The sequence below is a fragment of the Mesorhizobium sp. M1329 genome (genome assembly GCF_040318035.1).
Lineage (GTDB): Bacteria > Pseudomonadota > Alphaproteobacteria > Rhizobiales > Rhizobiaceae > Mesorhizobium.
The window spans coordinates 102,545-120,489 of record NZ_JAMYLN010000015.1 but is presented as its reverse complement, the minus strand read 5'-3'; the positions used below and the strand labels follow the sequence as shown (position 1 = coordinate 120,489).

Below are 17,945 nucleotides of genomic sequence, written 5' to 3'. Positions count from 1 at the left end.
GGTCCTCCGCACGATTACTCATGGACCAGCGCAAGCGCCTCGCCGGCTTCACCTCCGGGCCATGGCGACCGACACCGGTTGTCGACAAAGCACCTCGGTGCGCGGCATCTGCCGCACCGTTAAAGCCAACGTACAGCGACCTTAGAGGCTCGCGCATACGCATCTGAGACACTCAAGGGGTAGAAATTTCTCAAAATGCAAGACGATAAGAAAGCCTCTCGGTTTGGCGTTGATCGTTGACACAAGTGCTATATCAGCGGTCTGCGTCACTGAGCTCCACGTCAGAAACATACTGTCGGATGCCAGACTATCCGAATCGACGGACGATGCAGTGTTCATCGAACTGCGCCGCAGACTGATTGAATCTACGGCGTGATATACGCTGAATTCAAGCAATCGTACGAAATTGGCCGCACTGAGCTGGCGCAAAACATCGATGTCGTACGTACGCGATACGATCTCTCCTAAGCAGGTTCGCGGAGGAAAACGAGTTCGTCACAGCTCTGCGCGCCGGCGAGTAAGGACTGATTGCACGATTGCGAAGCATGAGGGACCATTACTACCGACTTGAGCATCGTTTGGAGGACTGCGATATCCCCACATGAGAGATTGGGTTCGGCACCGAAAGCAGCAATGCCGATCCATCGCGACCCTGAGCTTTAGCCTCCGGACGTTCGGCGCTTGCTTGCCAATCAACCAGCGCCGTCGGGCCAGCGGATCTCGAATCCGCCGGTTCCAATGGGCCAGGCCAGGCAAAGCCGTTGTCAAACGCCAGACTTAGATCGTTCTTGCTCGTCACCTTCGCACCGACGAGAATTACCTGTCGGCCAGTCCACCGCTGATGCTGGCGGTAGTCGAGCAACTGGCCGGTCGCGGCGCGAATCGCGAAGCGCATCGTAGCCGCATCAGCAGGCTTGATCTCGACCATCACTTCCGGCATTGCGTCAACCGCAACCGAAGGTCGTCGCGAAAACAAGCGGGAAAATCAATCCGCGGATATCGCTCGCTGAGAAACGCTACGAACTGTTTGTGCAGACTGTCATGCTGAGGATGGACATTGATCTCGTACTTCCGCACATACCGTTTGTAGACGTCGGACGCTGCCGCTCCAGCCGGTCGGCCACGACCTCCATCATGATCGGGCGATACCCCGAGGGGAGCGACTGGCTCGCCTTCGATAAATGCCTTTACTCTCTTGACGAATGCTCTGGCGGATCGATCTGTCGTATCGTTCGCATACCACCAGCTTGCCTGGCCACTCCACCCTTTGCCACGGTGCCTATCCTCCGGGGGCAGCACGAATGCATTTTCGGCGAGTGTCCTAGCCCTGAACGACCTGATCTTATCCTTGTAATGCTGGGCGGAAGGGTTACGCCCCTTGAAGTGCTGGCGGTGGCGATACAGTCGCGCACCGCGATACCACCCGACCACCACGCGCGGATCTTTGCCTTCCTCCGGAGCCGTCCAAACGATGTCGATCCCGTCGACAAATTCGTCGTGCTTGCCTGAACCCAGTTCTGGATGCGCACCTGCCGATCCAATTCGCCCTTAATCGTCTCGAAGAGCCGTAAACGTACCCGTCATCGGCCGCAACAAAGTTGCATTCCTCCGCGCAATAACCCTGCTTACTCGGAAATGCCCCGCCACCGAGAGGCGGGTCATCCGCGCTCCGCCCGGCGTAGTCGTTCATCCACGCAACATTGCAGAACAAAATAGGCATTTCTCAACCTCTATGGGACGTCATGACGGATTCGATCGAAAGTTCCTATGTCAGACGAGTTGGTTAGTTGAACCGTTTTGAGGCGAATTCTAATCGAGCCTAATCCAGCTGGTGAATGGTAGATTGTGGCACAACAGCCTTGGCGATTTCACATAAGTGCTTGTGGTGCGTGAGATAGATGACCTGACCTGTGTTCGCCATCTCCCCAAACAATCTGAAAACCTCCTCCGAGCGAATATGGTCAAAGGTTTCCATGATGTCGTCGGCGATGAAGGGAACCGAGGGCCGGAATTGCGCGAACTCGTAATAACCGGCGAGCCTCAGTGCCAGGTAGAGCTGAAAGCGCGCGCCCTTCGAAAGCGCGTCAGCGAGCTTGGATTGCCCGTCGCGCTGCACCGCGATGAGAACCTCCCCGCCTTTCACGGGCTGGGTTGTAAGGCCTGAATACTGCCCACGGGTCATTAGCTTGAATGCGTCTGATGCACGCGCCATCATCCCCGAACGGTGGTTCTCACGGTAGATCCGCAAAGCATTTCCAGCCGACATGATGCCGAGCTTCAGCTCGATGTAACGAACGGCCTTCTCCTCGATTTCCAACAGGGTTGTGCGCCGTTCGGCATCCAGGTGTGCAACCGCGCTGTCGCCGCCGATGGCGTCCAGCTTATCGGCCGCGCGTGTCTGCCGGATCAGCTGTTGCTGGATCATCTCATCGAACTGGCGAAGCCGCTGCTCGCCCTCAGCCTTCTCGACCGTGAGGCTGTCGAAATCGATCGCGTCCAGGATCGAGCGTGCCTCCTCGAATCCGTCGACTGCAAGTTCCGTCACTACCCGTTCCTCAAGTTCAGCGACGGCAGCGCGCAATCCATCCCGCTCGCGCAGCAGCTCATCGCGTTCGACTACCTCGGACAAAGTGGCGACGCCAAAAACGCCCAGCACTTCGTTCTTGCGGCGTTCGTGCGCCGAAATCTCATTGTCGAGGATGTCGCGCGCCTCCTTCAGGCGCTTCAGGTCGTGGCCGAGGCTTGCCTTCGTTTCGCGTGTCCGCTCGGCGCGCTCCAGGCGCTCGGCAAGGCGGATGGCCAACTGCTCCGGCTCGCCATCCTCCGTCGGCTCGTCGGCTTCAACCGCTACGGCGATGACCTCGACCAGAAAATTAGCCCTGTCGGCCGCCATCTTGTCGATACGCAGCTGCAGATCGTCCCGTTCCTGCAGGCTTCTTGACAGTTCGGCCAATTGATCGAGCACAGTGCCGACGCCGGATGCTGAGAGCCCGCTTTCGAGCCAAGTTCCCTTGAGTGCTTCGACAATGCCGGCCAGCCATTCCTCCTCGCGACGCTCCGCCACGCCTACGGCAACCCGTCGGGCCGCTAGATCCTCTTCTTTGGAGCCCACCATTCTGAGCGCCTCGGCATACTCTGCGTCCACCTTGCGCTGCCGATCCAGAAACAGCTCAGCGATGGCCATGATTGCTTCGAGGGTGTCGCCGGGCTCTGATACTATGCCGACGCTTTCCAGCGCTGCTCTCATTTCCAAGCGTATCTGCTCGCCGGCGTCAGCGGCTCGCTCCGCCTTCCTGCGGAGAAGTTCGATCTGCTCCCAGGCAGCGAGCGCATCGCTGCGCGCCTCGATCTGATCCTCGATCCTTTCGATCAGGCGCTCAGACGAAGGTTCCACGGCGTCTCCGAGCAGGTCTCTGGCGGCCGCGCGGATTTCCAACAATTGGGTATCCACATCCTTGCCGAGCTGTGTGCGTTGGATGCCGTTGCGTGACAGGTTGGCCGCGACCTCGGCCAGTTCGCGAGTCGTTGCCCGGATCTCGGCAAGATCCGCCGCGCCGGCCAGCCGGCCCGCGCTGGCAATGTCATCGCGCGCCAGTGCCACGGCGAAATCGTCAGCGGTGTCACCGGTCAGCGCTGCGCGGTGTGTTGCCCACGCATCATCGCGGACACGGCGGATCGCGGCAGCCCCATCATCGTCGACAACGTCGACCGAGGCACGAAGGGCATCCAATCCAGCCTTGAGCATGGCACGGTTGCCCTCGTATTCGGCGAGGCGTTCGGCAAGTACGGCGGTGTTTCTTGCCAGTTCTGACGCTACTGTCTTCCAGGCGGCAATGTGCCCGGCGCTCGGAACCGCGACGTTGGCGAGAGCAAGGGCATCTCCTCTCCATGGACGCAAGCGCGCGAGCGACACCTCCCATCGAATTGTTCCCGCATCTTCTGCCTCGCGAGCCGTCCTGATCTCCGCCAGGTGTCCGCTTGCTCGCGCTTTCGACAAAGCCGAGCCCAGCCTTGCCCTGGCAGGTTCGGGCACTGCCCTTTCCTCGCCGACCCGCTGCCTTGCCGCCTGCAGCACATCGAGTGCTGCCGCCGCCTCGTCGCGGGCGGCGCGCACCCCGGTAGCAATCCCGGACCTCTGCTCGACCATAGCGCGAACGACGCCAACGGTGACGGCAGGCAGAAGCAGCGCGGCAGGATCCGGCTCGGAAGATCGACCCAAGGCGGCTAGGCAGCTTGCCACGGTGTTGTTGAGGATTTGCAGCCCCATCCTGCGAGTGGGCAAGTCAAAGCCAGCCGCGGTATGGCGCACTTTGCTCTCCGCAAGCCCGCGAATTCGTTCGGAAATCGACAGGATCGATCCATCCTCATCGACCGCAGTGACTTTTGCCGCCAAGCGCTGGACCTCGTCGATGTTTGCGGACAGCCGCGTTCTGAGGCTGGCATCGTCATCGATGAGTCCGGTGACACTACCCGTCCACGTGCGAGCTGGGGAGGCGATGTCCGGCAGCTCATTCAGCCGGGCAATCTTGCGCCGGATATCCGCCCGCATCGGCGCAGCACGCACGTAACGAGCAATGGTATCCAGCCTGGCCACCAGCACCGCTCGGTCACTGATGGTCCGGTCGTATTGCTGCGCTGCATCGAGACGTTCGGCCTCCAGGCCCTCGTAGGTTGATGCAAGGGTATCGATCGCATCCCTGCGCGACTTCACGTCAACAAGGCGCTTCTTCAGGAGCGCCAGTTCGGTGCCATGCGCCTGCTTCCGATACAGAGCGTCTGCTTCGGCCTCGAGGGTGTTCAACGTATCACTTGCGTTCCCAAGACCGGCGCTTGCCGTGAAGAGGAGCTTGCCGAGGTCGCCCCGCGACTCCAGAATCGACTTCCCGCCCGCTTCCAGCGTCTCGTCATCGAGTGAGAACATCGTCGTGTAAGCGTCACGCGACAGTCCGGCGAGATGCGCCGTGATCGCCACGTCGCTCACCGGTTGGCCCGTCGCGTTCAATAGCGAATTAGTACGCTGTTTCGTACGCGTGAACGTGTGCTCGGAGCCGGCCAGTTCCAGCACGCCGCCAATGCGCATGGCGCTGTACTCGTGCAGGAAGTTGTAGCGGCTCCGTTCCTCGATGCCGAACAGCAAGTCTAAGTAGGCGGAAAGCGCGGTCGATTTGCCGGCCTCATTCAGGCCGAACACGATATGCAGGTCAGGTCCGGATTCCGGTTTGGGTCCGAAGTCGATCGTGCTATTGGTGAACTTTCCATAGCGAATGAGGTCAAGTCGCCGCAACCTCATGACGATCCACCGGACTTAAGGCGGGCAGTGACCAAGTCCGCACCCTTGGAAAGCACCTGATCGAGGAACTGCTCCAGCCCGGCTTCGTCCTTCCCAGCAAAATCCCGTCCGTCGGCCGGAAGGTCGGCGACCATCTTTTGGACGAACGCCCTCGCCTCAGCGCGGAAGGCCTCCGAGGTGGCATCGGCACGCATTGATTGCCCGAGTTCGAAAATCGGATCAGCAATATCCTCGTCGGTCTCCGTCCGAGGCGGCGCGAGGTCAAGCTCGAGCTTCTCCACCCACGTATGGCCCAGCTGTTCCGCAGCCTGTTCGGCTTCGGCAAGAAGGAGGTCCCTGTCGCGGATCAGCGCCCATAACAATGGTGACGTCCCTCTCAGGCCAACGCGGGCCACAGCATGACGCGATCGGACGGTGGCCCGCATCTCTTCGAGCGCGAAACGAATACACGCGACGGCCTCGGGCCACTCCACCGCCCCGGTAAGGTCGACGCTCACCCGTTCGAACTGCGCAACGCTGGTCAGCCGTTCCTCGATCTCCACCGAACGGTCGTCGCGCACCGTCACCAGGGTGACTGATTTCTCACCCGCCTCGTTAATATCCCTCCCCTGAGGTATTCCCGGCATCACCACGGTGCTTGCGCCGGAATAGACTTGACGAACATGAATGTGGCCGAGGGCCCAATAGTCGAAACCGTGGGCGTGCAGGTCAGCGATGCTGCAGGGGGCGTAAACGTCGTGACCGGGCGATCCAGCCAGACTGGTATGCATGATGCCTATGTTGACGGCCCCTTCACGAGCAGCCGGATATTTGGTCAGCAGGCTGTCCGGGGCCTTTGGGTTCGCAAAGCTCAAACCGTGGAAAACGATGTCCAGACCGCCGGCTGTCTGCAATACCGACTGAGCACGACCGCCGAAGATGGTAACGGTGTCGGGAAACACCAGCTGTTTGGAAATCCGCGACAAGGCGTCATGATTGCCGCGGATCTTGAAAACCCTGATGCCGGTCTGGTGCAGGCGTGTCATTTGCGATGCCAGAAACCGCGCAGTTTTCATCGAGGTCTGCTCGCCATCGTATAGGTCGCCAGCAATGACCAACGCGTCGACTCGTTCCTCAAGGCAGAGATCCACTATCGAAACGAATGCCTGGCGGCTGGCGTCGCCCACGAGCCCGGCAAGATCGGGATTTCGCATGGCCAGCGAACGAAGCGGCGAGTCGAGATGAATATCGGCCGTGTGTACGAATCGAAATGCCATTCGGCCTCCGCCAGGGAAAGAGGTGTTCTGAGCTCGACTGAAATTGCAGCGAGGTCGCTGCAACGCCCCATTACACTTCGGCTAATTTCTCGCTCGTGGAGTCGCCGACCACCAACAAGCCGTCTTGGGACCGTAACAATCCCTTGGCAACTGAATCGGCGACCGCGGCCGAAATTAGCTGCTTCAGTTGTGCGCTTGTGGCTTTGAAGCCCAGCATCCTCGCAACGCCTGTGGCAATTTCTTCCTCTGTCGCACCGAGATTGGATTTCACGACTTCCATAGCGCCTTGGGCGACCTCGTCCTGCGCAATCATTTCGGGCTTACGCAATCCAGGGGACACGACCGCACTGCGATCTCTAAGACGAACAGGAGCACCCGGCTTGAAGCAGAAGTTGCCTCGACGGGCTACTGCACCACCTCTCTGTGCTATGCCTACACCTCGCTCGATTGCATCCTGAATCCTGCCACCGGCCCGCTGCAGACCCCACGCGTCCCGAATACGCGAAACTATTTCGTCGACATGGATTGGTGTTTCTGTAGCCACGACCTGCTCGACCAGCCCGGCCATGATTCCGCTGGGCGTCTCGTGGAGTTCGAACGATCCCGGTCGCCTTAGCTGAGTCTCTTCGTAGGCTCGATTGGGAGTCTCGGATCCGTTTGTGCTCTCGAGACCGATTTCCGTCACGTTGCCCCGGTCGACCATAACAACCTGAACGGCTACAGCACGACTTCTCTGAACCCCCAATTCGGCCCGCTCATCGAGTTCCTTTCTGGCAGCCTCAATCGCTAGTATGGTTCGCTCCAGCTGCTCATGAGGTCGTTGGAACCAGTCAGCGCTCCAGATCCGATGAATAATCCAACCATGATCCTCAAGGACGGATTGCCGTAGCCGGTCTCGATCTCTGGCCGAGCGCGACGAATGATATTCTGCACCATCGCATTCGATGCCGAGTATATACCGGCCTGGCCTCTCTGGATCCGCAACCGCGAGGTCGATGAAGAAACCGGCAATGCCCACCTGAGCATGAACCTGATAACCTTTTTCGATCAGCGCGTTGGCTACCTGTTCTTCAAAGATCGAATCCATTTCGCGAACCGTGGCCTGGGCAAGCGAAATTCGCCCTGTTCTCGCGTAGTGCAAGAAGAGCTTGAAGGCGAAGATGCCTTTCCCTTTGCCACGCTCCAGGTCGATGTCTTCGTCTGTGATGGACGCGAATACTTCGCAGCTGCGCTTGGCTCGGCTTATGAGGACGTTGAGCCGACGCTCGCCGCCTTCCGCACCAAGAGGGCCGAAACGCATGGCCATGTATCCCTGCGCATTCTTGGCATACCCCACCGAGATCATGATCACGTCGCGCTCATCGCCTTGAACATTCTCAAGGTTCTTGACAAAGAATGGCTCGCTGGGATGCGCGTGAAAGAACTCCTCCGTATCGGGATTTAGTCGCCGCAGCGCTTCGAGTTCATCCTGGATCGCGCGGCGTTGGCTAACCGAAAATGTTGCAACGCCTAGAGTCTCTTGCGGGTTCACCTTCGCATGACGGATGATCGCTTCGGCTACTGCTCTCGCCTCTACCGGATTGGTTCCTGTGCCACCGGAATCGAAGACCCCCTCCGGCACATGATGAAACCGCAACCCCATGCCTGCCTCTTGGGTATAGGGGCTTGGCACGATGAAAAGCCGGTTCTCGTAGAACTGGCTGTTCGATACGGCGATCAGAGATTGGTGACGGCTACGGTAGTGCCAGCGGAGCATACGCTGCGGCAAGCCGCGGGCCGTGAACAGGCCGAGGATGCTTTCGATGTCGGCGACCTGCGCGCCCTCACCCTCGTCATCTTCAGACTGCGAGCCTGTCATCTTCGCGAAGAATGTCGTGGGTGGCAGTTGGCGTTCGTCGCCAACAACGACCACCTGATTGGCCCTGGCGATCGAGCCAAGCGCGTCCACAGGCTGTATCTGAGACGCCTCGTCCATCACAAGCAGATCGAAGGACATCCTGCCGGGCGACAGGAATTGGGCCACCGAAAGCGGGCTCATCATGAACACTGGCTTGAGTGCCTGGATGGCAGGCCCTGCCTTCTGCATCAACTGCCGGATAGGCATGTGGCCCCGTCTGCGCGCCATCTCAGAACGAAGCAGTCCGACTGGTCCAGCTCCGCCGTCTCTTGAAGGAATTTTTCGGTGATGAGCCGTCACAACTTCGATGGCACCGGCCTTGATCCTCTGTCGGTCCAGATCCGCGAAGTCACGTACAGCCCTGGAATGCAGTTCCCCGTCGAACCTTGCCAGCTCCGGCTCATCGGTCGCCATCGCTAGAAACATTCGTTCGTAGTAGGCCATATCGAAGACTGATCGCGCCGATCCTGTTGTAATCTGGCCGTCGGCTAGGCCGTCTATCAACTGTCCCAGTCCAGCCTTTCGGGCCGTTTCGGATCGCTCTTCATAGGCAACCCATTTCGAGAGCTGTTCCTGATGATCGAGCCACCCCTCCAGTCGAGAAACAACCTCGACTATCGCGACGTCTGGAAAATCGTCTACTCCAAACAAGGAGGGAGCATCGGCTTTCAAATCCCCTGCAAGCGCCTTCAATTCCCGCGCTGCCGCTTGGGCCGCTTCACGCGCTGAACGCGCCAAGTTTGCGATCTCTTTTCTTTCAGGCAACCGCGCAGCCAAATGCCGGATTGAGCCATTTTCTCTCAGCCAAAGTTCGGCTTGCGCGAGAGCGGCCCAATCGGATCCTCGACCGAGCCACGACGAGCCGAATGCGAACTTGCCAAGGCTTTCCCCGTCGTCGATCTCTTGAGCAAGCGCTTGTAGTCTGCCTAGTCGGCGCAGTATCTCCACCCGCTCACTGATCAGATCTGGAACGTCAGTCAGAACCTGTCGTGACGCGTCATCGGCTTGAGCTACAGTGCTTGCCTTCGTTTCCATCAGTTGCAGCGAGGCCCGCTCGGCGGAAGCCACGTCACCTAGCATGGATGACGCAAGGTGGCCTAAATCGTTCCAGAACCCCTCGATAATCGGCTGACCGATGTCGATCACCTTACGAACTCGGACCGCACGCGCGCCCGCTTCAGAGCGCTCCGCCATCCGCCCGGCTATAATTCGCGGTTCCGAGCCAAGTCCCCTCAGCGTGCGCATCCACTCCACTAAGGCCTGGAGTGGTGCCGAAGACGATCTCTCCCCGCGCCAATCGGCTCCGAAGGCGGAACGGCCAAAGGCGTCGCCTTCGCGCACTTTTGCTGCGGCCGCCTGGCCCTTCATCAGAATGTCGAGGAGACCCACTATCTCCGCCGCAGGCGCGCTAGGGGCTACCAAAATAGTCCGCACAAGTGCAGTGGCGCGACGGTAGTCGCCATTCAATGCTTTCAATATTCCCGTGTGCGTGGCGAGCGCTTGCCGCGCCGCGGCCACGTTGGTACTCCACGCGGCATCAACAACCTTGCCCTGAAGCTCGGCTCTAGCAGTCTCTAGCGTTGCTACGCTGTCGGCAAGGTCACCAGCCTGTTCCAGCCCGGAGTCCCAAACTGTGGCTGCGAATGCCTCAGGGCTCGCATCGGGGGCTGCCGCAACTCTCTCGCCGGTCATCACTAGCCTGAGGAGTCCTGCACGCGTGTCCGGTAAAACCGTAGACCCCAGTTCTTGATTTAGCCGCTCAGCTTCTTCCCGTAAGCGTGGGAGCAACACGGTTAGCTGGCGCGCACGAACGAAACCATCTTTCGGAAAGTCTGAAGGAAGCTTAGCAAGCTCTGTCTCGAGACCTTCGATTGGCGTGTCGATAGCCGTCGCCACCAACTGCTCCGACAGTTCCTCGGATTTGCGGTTGAAATCCGTTCCTGTCCAGAGAAGCGATGCAATGTCCTTTGGACGCTCATCCCAAACCGGCGAGACTAGCGCCTCGGCAGGAAGTCCAGGTGCGGACGCGAGAAGCTCAGCACGATCTTCTACCTCGCCGCTGTCGCTGAGGATTTGCGGAGGCTTCGCCTCGATCCGCTCAGCAATATCGGCCAGTTTGGCGTGCAGAGCCTTTGCTTGATCCAGCGACGACGCAATGCGTGGGACGAGCCTCTCAATAGTCGTTGGTAGAACGACATCCAGGCCAACTCCCCGCCATGGGTGGTGGATCGGCAAGCCGATCTCGTTGATCCGCTGAGACACCTCATCGAGAAGTTTGCGACGTTGCGAGACACCGTCATTCGTCCAAGCGGTGGCATCCTCAAGTTCAATATCAACTGGTTTTTGCCCGTTCTGCCTTAGTCGGGTTAGCTGGCCAAGAACCTGGTATGGAGTGAGTTCGGACGTTCCAAATGCAACGTGCATTCGTGCAGCATGTGCATTGAGTTTATCGCGAGCCTCCAGCAAGCGCTCAGTCAGGGAAGAAGGAAGCTGTCCCCTAGGCGATCCGAGTTGCCAGGTGCGCCGCAGCTCCTCCAGCATCATGCGCTTGTTCGCCTTGTTACTATGGAGCTCGAGGCAGGCGTCCCCCACTCCGGCAGTATCAAGCCGTCGCTTCACGACTTCCAGCGCAGCCATTTTTTCGGCCACGAACAGCACGGTCTTTCCGTCGGCAACGGCCGACCCGATAATGTTTGCGATCGTCTGCGATTTTCCTGTCCCAGGCGGACCTTGGATAACGAGGTCGCGACCTTTTCTTGCATCATGGATCGCCAGCGTCTGAGAACTGTCACTGTCGACGATATGCAACATTTCGGCAGGCGCAATATGCGGATCAATCGCATTGTCGTCCGACATCAGCGGTTCGCGTGCGTCGAAACCATCTGAAAGAAGCGAGCGGATCTTCGGTTGTTCGATAATCTTTGCGCCATCCGGCCAGAGATCCGGATCCAGGTCACGGTACATCAAGAACTTAGCGAACGAGAAGAAGCCGAGCACCATATCATCGGCAAGCACCTGCCAACCCTCTTTCGTCGACACTGCTTCGGCAACGGCGTCGAGATAGGCCGAGACGTCGAAGTCGTCTCCCACTTCAAAACGCGGCAGGGCGAGCTTGCGGATGCGGTCGAGATAGAGTTCCAAGGAGAGGTTTGCGGTAAGATCTTCCGGACGAGCTCGCAGCCGAAACTTTTCTCCAGCGGCCCCTCGCTCAAGCCGTACCGGCACCAAAATGAGAGGAGCCTGACGGATGTTTTCTTTGTTGTTCGGGTCAATCCACTTCAGCATGCCAAGGGCCAGAAAGAGGATATTGACGCCCTGCTCTTCCTCAAGTGTGCGGGCATCGTGGTAGAGATCAAGGAGCCGGCGCTGCAGCCCCGTTGGGGTCATCCTCGTCTGAAGCTTGGTGTCAGAATGTCGCGCAGATACCCCTCTATCGTCGAATCCTTCGTCCTCAGGCTGAGCAAGAGCAACGGGGGAATAGTCGATTTCCTCGTCTGGAGGGCTGCTTTCAACCTGGCCTGCCTTCGGCCGATCCGGCTTGCCGGCCAGGAAGGTAAAAGCCTTTCCTTCGCTCACCAGCAATCGATAGATCTCAGACGACCTCTCGTCGACAATATCGATCGTCTTCGCGCTCTTTGAAAACCGTGGCACATTCAAAAGTCGGTTGCGAGCAGAAAGGTCGAGCAATTCCATCCTGGCTCGCTCGAGCTTTTCCTTTAAAGGCAGATCGCTTTGGAAGACCGATTTTTCAACTTCCGACACTCACACCCCCCTGATAGGCTGGACACATAGAGCCTACACAAGGGCTGTCCGCAACATAAAATGCTCGTTTTTCAACTTCGAATGGCTGCCACCAACACTTCAATCGTTTTAGTATTGTGAGCACCGCAGCTTAGTGGAAAATTGCGGATGTTTGTTTAATGTTCCGGACACTTCGCATCCCCACCTTGATCTCGAGGTTCCCTTTCGGACAAAATGCCATCATACCTCTGGACGAGGTGTTGGCAGCTCTGGCATCTGCCTCGCCGGCCACGACCAACTGGCGCACAAGCCGACTTCTTTTTCAATCGGCCCTCCTAATTGCATTCCGAGAAAACTTGTAGGCTCCAGCGCGGAAAGATGGTCGTGTTCACGAAAAGGGCAACTACAAAGTCGTGACTTCGGGCTGATCTGCGAAGGCACCATGGTGTTCAAAGCGCCGAACTACAAGGCAAACCAGCGCCAGCGAAAAAGGCGCCTACGAAGCGTGCAGAGGCACGTTAGAAATCATGCAGCCTGCGTTTCGCAAAGGATCGGAAATTGAATAACAATCGCTATTCTCATCGTCGCCGCGCGCGACCAAGGCGCGGCGCGGAACCAATCGTCCGCAGACGTTTCTTTCCAGATGTGCCCTTGCCTCTGATCCTAGTGATCGTGGTGGCCTTGGCTGCTTACGCCACCCACTATTTTACAGGGCCGGGCGACCAGTTACGTGGTCTGGATATAGCAAACTCGACCGGGTCGAGACCGGCGCCGATTGTCGGCATAGCATCGGTGGTTGATGGAGACACGATAGAGATCCACGGGCAGCGCGTCCGCTTCAACGGCATCGATGCACCCGAAAGCCGCCAATACTGCAATGACGCGAGCGGACATCAATACCCCTGCGGGCGCCAGGCGGCCGAAGCACTGGCGAATTTCCTTGCGGCTTCGCGGCCTGTCCAATGCACATTTGTTTCATGGGATCGGTACCGTCGCTTCGTCGGTGATTGCCGTCGCGCGGACGGTGTCAGCGTCGCGTCCTGGATGGTTGAACATGGTCGAGCCTTGGACTGGCCCCGCTACAGCCACGGGGCCTATGCGCAACAGCAAACTAAGGCTGAAACCGCTAAGGTCGGAATCTGGATTGGAACTTTTGACAACCCTTGGGATTGGCGCGAACAACATTCGGAAGCTACGAACCCAACCAAAAGCCCACTTGGGCTCATCAGCCGTCGCCAAGTAGCACAGAGCTACTCATGCCAACCTCGCCGCTTTTGCAGGCAGATTTCATCTTGCGAAGAAGCGCGTTGGTATCTCGCCAACTGCTCATGGGGGAGCAAGTTGGATCGAGATAGCGATGGGATTCCATGCGAAGGCGTTTGCTGACCTGGCCATGCTTTGAGCCATCGCCACTATCAGTCCCTTGAGTGCGCGTTCAGCGTTATGGATTGGCGGTCGGAGCTTCGATGCAATTGCGCGAGTGCCGATAGAGCCTGGCAAAAGGGCTGGCTGACGTTTGTCTTGGAAAATTCCACCAGCTCGTTAAGTCCGGACGGGCTAGAAAACCGCAACGCTTCGTAGCGGCAGACAGGGATCTGCCGATTGTCTTTGAAACGCTTGTCGGGCCCGCCGTTTTTGTTTGGGTGAGCCCAAGTGTAGCTCACGATCTCCGCATCAGATGGAACTTTGCCGGTCTCGATAAAATTACTCGGGGCGAATTGGGTCTGCAGATCGGCATATCCGACTGCGCCGTATCGGTTTCCGTCCTTCACCAGCACTAGGTCAGGCATGAAGAAGAGCACCTGCCGACCCACATGGATTGAAGGCGGAGTAACGTTGCTGCGCACAACCTTCGGCAAGGAGCTTTCAAGTGTCGTGGGCTTTTTATCGACCAGCATGCTGGCCCCGGCATTTCGCTTCCAAGCCGTCAGATCCTCTATCTTGCCGCCGGCAGCGACATGCCATCTCCCGCCGCAGCCGGTGAGAGTTTCGAACGCGCCGACAAGTCGCCCGTAGGCGGCCTCCGCGTCTTTTTCCAAATCGTAATAGAGCACGCTTACCCGGCGGTAGCTGTCAAACCATTTGCCAATGAGCATACCCGGCACAAAGGCACCGATGCCCAGCACCGGTGCGGCACCTCCGAGCTTGGTCCCCACAAGGAAACCTGCAATCCCGAACAGAACCGCGAGTGCTACGGACAGCCGTCTGCGATTGCCTAGCATTGATTTCATCGAGTACATTGGCAAATGTCTCGTCACGCATCTCCACCACATCGCGGGACTCGATTTCCCTCATTACGACGCCGTCAGAGACGTACTCCGGGGGCGAGGATTGTGGACGGGGTTGCGGCGCAGATCGGGTTTGAGAGAGCTGTACTACCTTCTTGGCGCTAGCCTTGCCTAAAGTGCCACGATAGTAGAGCCCACCGACGCCGGCGTGGATGTAGTGACCTCGTGGCCCAGTGCCGATGCGGAGGCCCTTCACGCCAACGGAAGCGCCAACCCCGCCGGACGAAAAGTTAAAGCGGAATGGTCCCGCACTGATCGATTTTCGAACGTAAAACCCCATAGCCCAATCCCCCAACTCAACTGCCGTACCGGCTAAGGCGCCAGTCTCTCGTCCCCATTCATGGCTTGGCGCCACCAACCGGCGCCAATTTTGATCGCTGCCTCACCCTAATCTCGATGCGCCTTCGAGCCCGCACATCGCCCATCTGCGCTCCGTCGGTGAGATGATCGCCGGGCAGGATGAGCTGACCACCTGACATCGGCAAAATCGTAAACCCCTTTAATGCGGGCATGTCACTGAGCACACTCGTGACTGAAATCGCGCGCGCCAGACCAAGGCCGGCATTGTCGGCGGGATGGAGTGAGCCGATTTCCACTTTCCCTGACAAAACCGGTTGGAGCCCTTTGTCCATGTTGGAGGATTCGCCCGCCATTGCCTGTTCGTCCGTGTGTCCAATCACCTCAATCACGTCGACACCGTAAGAGGTCGCAGTGCCGGCGATTGTCTTCGCAAGATCGCGCAACTTTGTTTTGAACGGATCCGAAAGCTCTGCGCTTCCGGTATCGAAATTATAGCCATCCAGTTCGCTGAGACTAATGATCGGCGGCCAATCGTGAGGTTTTGCTGCTTGCGTCGGCTCTGCAGCCTTCTTGAGCACATCAGCCAGATCCTGCAGCCCTTTGTCGGTGCCGATGTAACCAAATTCTTTCAAGACCTTCGCCGCATCTATCATGGCCTTGGCCTGATCAACGCTTATGTCGTTGTCCGCAAGGACCTTCGCGACAGGGGCATTTCGCACGACCTCCTCCAGGGAAATACCTGCTTCCTTGACCGACTTAACAGCATCCTTGGCCAGGACCAGCTCGCGCCATTCTTCGTCGGGAACGGTTCCTCCGCTCGCGGGCTGAAACACCGCTTTTATCTGAGCCAGAAGCCGCTTGTTTTCGGCTTCGAGCCTCTGCACGTTTTCCTTGTTTGATTGAGCGGCTCGCAGCGCCTCATCGGTCTCTTTCTGCTTTTTCGTGATGATAGCACCGGCTGCTAGCAGCAGGCAGAACACCAAAAGCAGCATCGTCTCGGCCATGGTCAGGCCCAGTATCAAACCGCGGCCGTAACCCTTGCGCTCGAAGGCGACCGAAGTTCCGCCAGCGTCACTCACCTGCCCCACCAACTGGTTCGCTTAGGCGGTTCCGTTCGTTCGGCGGGAGGCTCGCTTCCCAGAGTTTGGAAAGCGTCTGGTTGGGGCTCAGGCTCGACCCTAATCGGTGCGCTCTCGACGGTGTCATTTGCGGCCAGATCTGCCGGTGGCTGTTCGATCGCGATAGGAGCGTTGAGAGGGGGAACAGGCCTCGGCGCGTGGAGGCTTCTTCCTGCCAAGGTTGCGACAAGGTCTCCGGTGTCCTTGCTTTGCTTTTGCACCACTGCAGCAAGCGCCTGGGTCAAGCGCTGTTGCGCTTGGACACTCTCCGCTGTTTGCTCTGCGGCTGCCACAGCCCTTTCCACACCTGCGGCCACTTTAGCCACAGCATCAACGATGCCCGCCATGCGGGCTTGCTGTTCCTGCGAAGCCGTCTCTGTTTTGACAGCATATTGGGCGACCGCGCTGCCAAGGAGTTTCACCATCGGCGCCAGATCGTTCTTAAGGACCTCATCAGGGACGACAACCTTCTCTAACTTGGTGGCTACGCTGTCGGCCTGTTCACCCAGTCTGCCAACTGAAGAGGACATTGAGCTGTTGGCCTTGTCGAGCAGATCGGCTGCCGCCTCGACGCGCTGTGCGATCGACGAGAACTGACTTTCGATCTGCCCAAAATTATCGCTCAAAGCATTGCTGAGCTTTCCCGAGGCCTCTTGAACCGGTTTGATCGATTCCATCGCGATTTTATCCAGCGCCGATCTTATGTGCTCTCCGTTCCGCTCCGCTTGAACGGCAATTTCGGCAAAACCCTCCTCCAACATCTGATTGCTGACGCGGCGAAAGTCAGCGAATTCCCTGGTTACACTTTCCATCTCAGCTCTTACACGACGCGTCATATCGGCGAGTTCGTGCCTGGCCGTCCGTTCGATGTCGGCAGGATCGCGGCGCATCTGATTGTAAAAGATCCGCAGAGCAATGCCCGTGATCGTCGACGTCACCGCGATACCAAAGTTCCTCACGATTGTGTCGGTGGATCCTTCGGAACCAAACTGAAACAGCGATACGCCGAGACTCGTCAACGTAAACAGGAAACCCATGTAGTAGAGATTGTCGCCAGTCTGCTCATCGTGGAGCCGCAGCTTGCCGGTGAAGACGGACGCGGCAAGATAGATGAGCATCAGGCATACCGGTGCGCTCGCCGCCATTATCGGGTCTACGCCCGACAGCTTGGCTATTGCGATGAACACACAGCCGCCCAGGGTTAGTGTCGCAAAGACGACAAGGGGCAGGCTCGGATGTCCCAAGAAGGACTCCCCTCGCTTCTTGGCCATCAGTTTAACCCCTCCAACCCTACCAGCTTCTCAAACTCGCCATGATGGGCTTGAACCCACCGGGTCCAGAACTCTGCATGTCCGAAAGAGCCAAATGGCTTCTTCGCCCTATCGACATAGAGTATCGTAACCCCCACGCCATCAAGCGATGTCCCGTAGGTCCTGTCGGCCGAACTATCAAGGTACTTCTGGTAATCGAGACCCGAACGATATTGTGAGTACAGCGCCGTATGTTCAATCATATCCGACACGACTATTATTCGCTTTGCGGTCTTCTCTTTCGCCAAACCGCTATCGAATAATGACAGTTTGATTTTTTGCATTCCGGCCATGATTGGAGATTGGCTAGCGGATTCTCCATTGGGAATCTGGTCGGGAAGCTTCGTCAGAGGATCCTCGAATGCATCTTCCCATTTCTTCTGCCGCCGGGACGGATTGTTCGTCCAGCTGTCGACCGTCGAGCCATCGCCCGGGTTGCATCCATCAAACATCACAGTCAGGTCGCCGGGGGTCGGGCCCAGCGTCAATATCCTCAGATAGCCGCCGGGCTCGACGCGCCCAATGGTCTTACGGAATTCATTCTTCAAATCGGCCATGGTTATTGGCGAAATCGGGTCGGTGGCGTCGATCAAGACCGCCGTCAGGCTTACAGGACCGGCCAACGGGCAATTCGTGCTGGCGTCGATTTGGTCCTTCCCGGATCTCGACCACATCCAAACAAAACCGGCCAGCATCGCAGCCGACAGCACGGCCAATCCAACTGCTGCCACAATGGTGCCGCCAC

Annotated in this window: 9 protein-coding genes and 1 pseudogene; 1 reads left to right on the top strand and 9 read right to left on the bottom strand. The window is 58.3% G+C overall.

Translation table 11 applies throughout. The annotated features are described in order from the left end of the window. Positions 1–559: 559 nt before the first annotated feature. The 4 genes from NKH21_RS17395 to NKH21_RS17380 form a co-directional block, all read right to left on the bottom strand. Positions 560–940, bottom strand: coding sequence for a hypothetical protein (locus NKH21_RS17395; protein ID WP_352866372.1), 381 nt, complete (start codon positions 938–940; stop codon positions 560–562). 879 nt (positions 941–1,819) lie between these two features. After that, positions 1,820–5,290, bottom strand: a complete 3,471-nt coding sequence (locus NKH21_RS17390; protein WP_352866369.1) for an ATP-binding protein — start codon at positions 5,288–5,290, stop codon at positions 1,820–1,822. Further along, positions 5,287–6,546 carry a metallophosphoesterase family protein gene (locus tag NKH21_RS17385; protein ID WP_352516045.1) on the bottom strand — a complete coding sequence of 420 codons (1,260 nt, stop codon included), beginning with the start codon at positions 6,544–6,546 and terminating at the stop codon, positions 5,287–5,289. Before NKH21_RS17385 ends, NKH21_RS17390 begins: the two co-directional genes overlap by 4 nt. Before the next feature lie 70 nt (positions 6,547–6,616). Beyond that, positions 6,617–12,205 (bottom strand): DUF3320 domain-containing protein, encoded by a 5,589-nt coding sequence (locus NKH21_RS17380; protein ID WP_352866366.1) that lies wholly within the window; start codon positions 12,203–12,205, stop codon positions 6,617–6,619. A gap of 537 nt (positions 12,206–12,742) precedes the next feature. Here NKH21_RS17380 and NKH21_RS17375 point away from each other — a divergent pair. Further along, a complete protein-coding gene (locus tag NKH21_RS17375) occupies positions 12,743–13,570 on the top strand; it encodes a thermonuclease family protein (protein ID WP_352516047.1) in 828 nt (275 codons plus the stop codon). A gap of 29 nt (positions 13,571–13,599) precedes the next feature. Here NKH21_RS17375 and NKH21_RS17370 read toward each other — a convergent pair whose 3' ends face one another. From NKH21_RS17370 to NKH21_RS17350, 5 genes and pseudogenes are all read right to left on the bottom strand, one after another. Next, a complete protein-coding gene (locus tag NKH21_RS17370) occupies positions 13,600–14,424 on the bottom strand; it encodes a hypothetical protein (protein WP_352866460.1) in 825 nt (274 codons plus the stop codon). Positions 14,425–14,605: 181 nt separating this feature from the next. Further along, positions 14,606–14,752, bottom strand: a pseudogene (locus tag NKH21_RS17365) (DUF4236 domain-containing protein); the annotation flags it as partial. A 58-nt stretch (positions 14,753–14,810) separates the two neighbouring features. Next, a complete protein-coding gene (locus tag NKH21_RS17360; RefSeq protein WP_352491463.1) occupies positions 14,811–15,851 on the bottom strand; it encodes an OmpA family protein in 1,041 nt (346 codons plus the stop codon). After that, the gene (locus NKH21_RS17355) at positions 15,848–17,161 is read right to left on the bottom strand and encodes a hypothetical protein (RefSeq protein ID WP_352866362.1); all 1,314 of its coding nucleotides are present in this window, start codon (positions 17,159–17,161) and stop codon (positions 15,848–15,850) included. Before NKH21_RS17355 ends, NKH21_RS17360 begins: the two co-directional genes overlap by 4 nt. After that, positions 17,161–17,916 (bottom strand): hypothetical protein, encoded by a 756-nt coding sequence (locus tag NKH21_RS17350; RefSeq protein WP_352667638.1) that lies wholly within the window; start codon positions 17,914–17,916, stop codon positions 17,161–17,163. The genes NKH21_RS17355 and NKH21_RS17350 overlap by 1 nt, the downstream gene beginning before the upstream one ends. Between the last annotated feature and the right edge of the window lie 29 nt (positions 17,917–17,945).

What these genes read in the sequence shown, in the direction of transcription:
- NKH21_RS17355 (WP_352866362.1), bottom strand. Translation starts at nt 17,161, where the DNA reads ATGGCCAAGAAGCGAGGGGAGTCCTTCTTGGGACATCCGAGCCTGCCC.
- NKH21_RS17395 (WP_352866372.1), bottom strand. Translation starts at nt 940, where the DNA reads ATGCCGGAAGTGATGGTCGAGATCAAGCCTGCTGATGCGGCTACGATG.
- NKH21_RS17370 (WP_352866460.1), bottom strand. Translation starts at nt 14,424, where the DNA reads ATGTACTCGATGAAATCAATGCTAGGCAATCGCAGACGGCTGTCCGTA.
- NKH21_RS17385 (WP_352516045.1), bottom strand. Translation starts at nt 6,546, where the DNA reads ATGGCATTTCGATTCGTACACACGGCCGATATTCATCTCGACTCGCCG.
- NKH21_RS17390 (WP_352866369.1), bottom strand. Translation starts at nt 5,290, where the DNA reads ATGAGGTTGCGGCGACTTGACCTCATTCGCTATGGAAAGTTCACCAAT.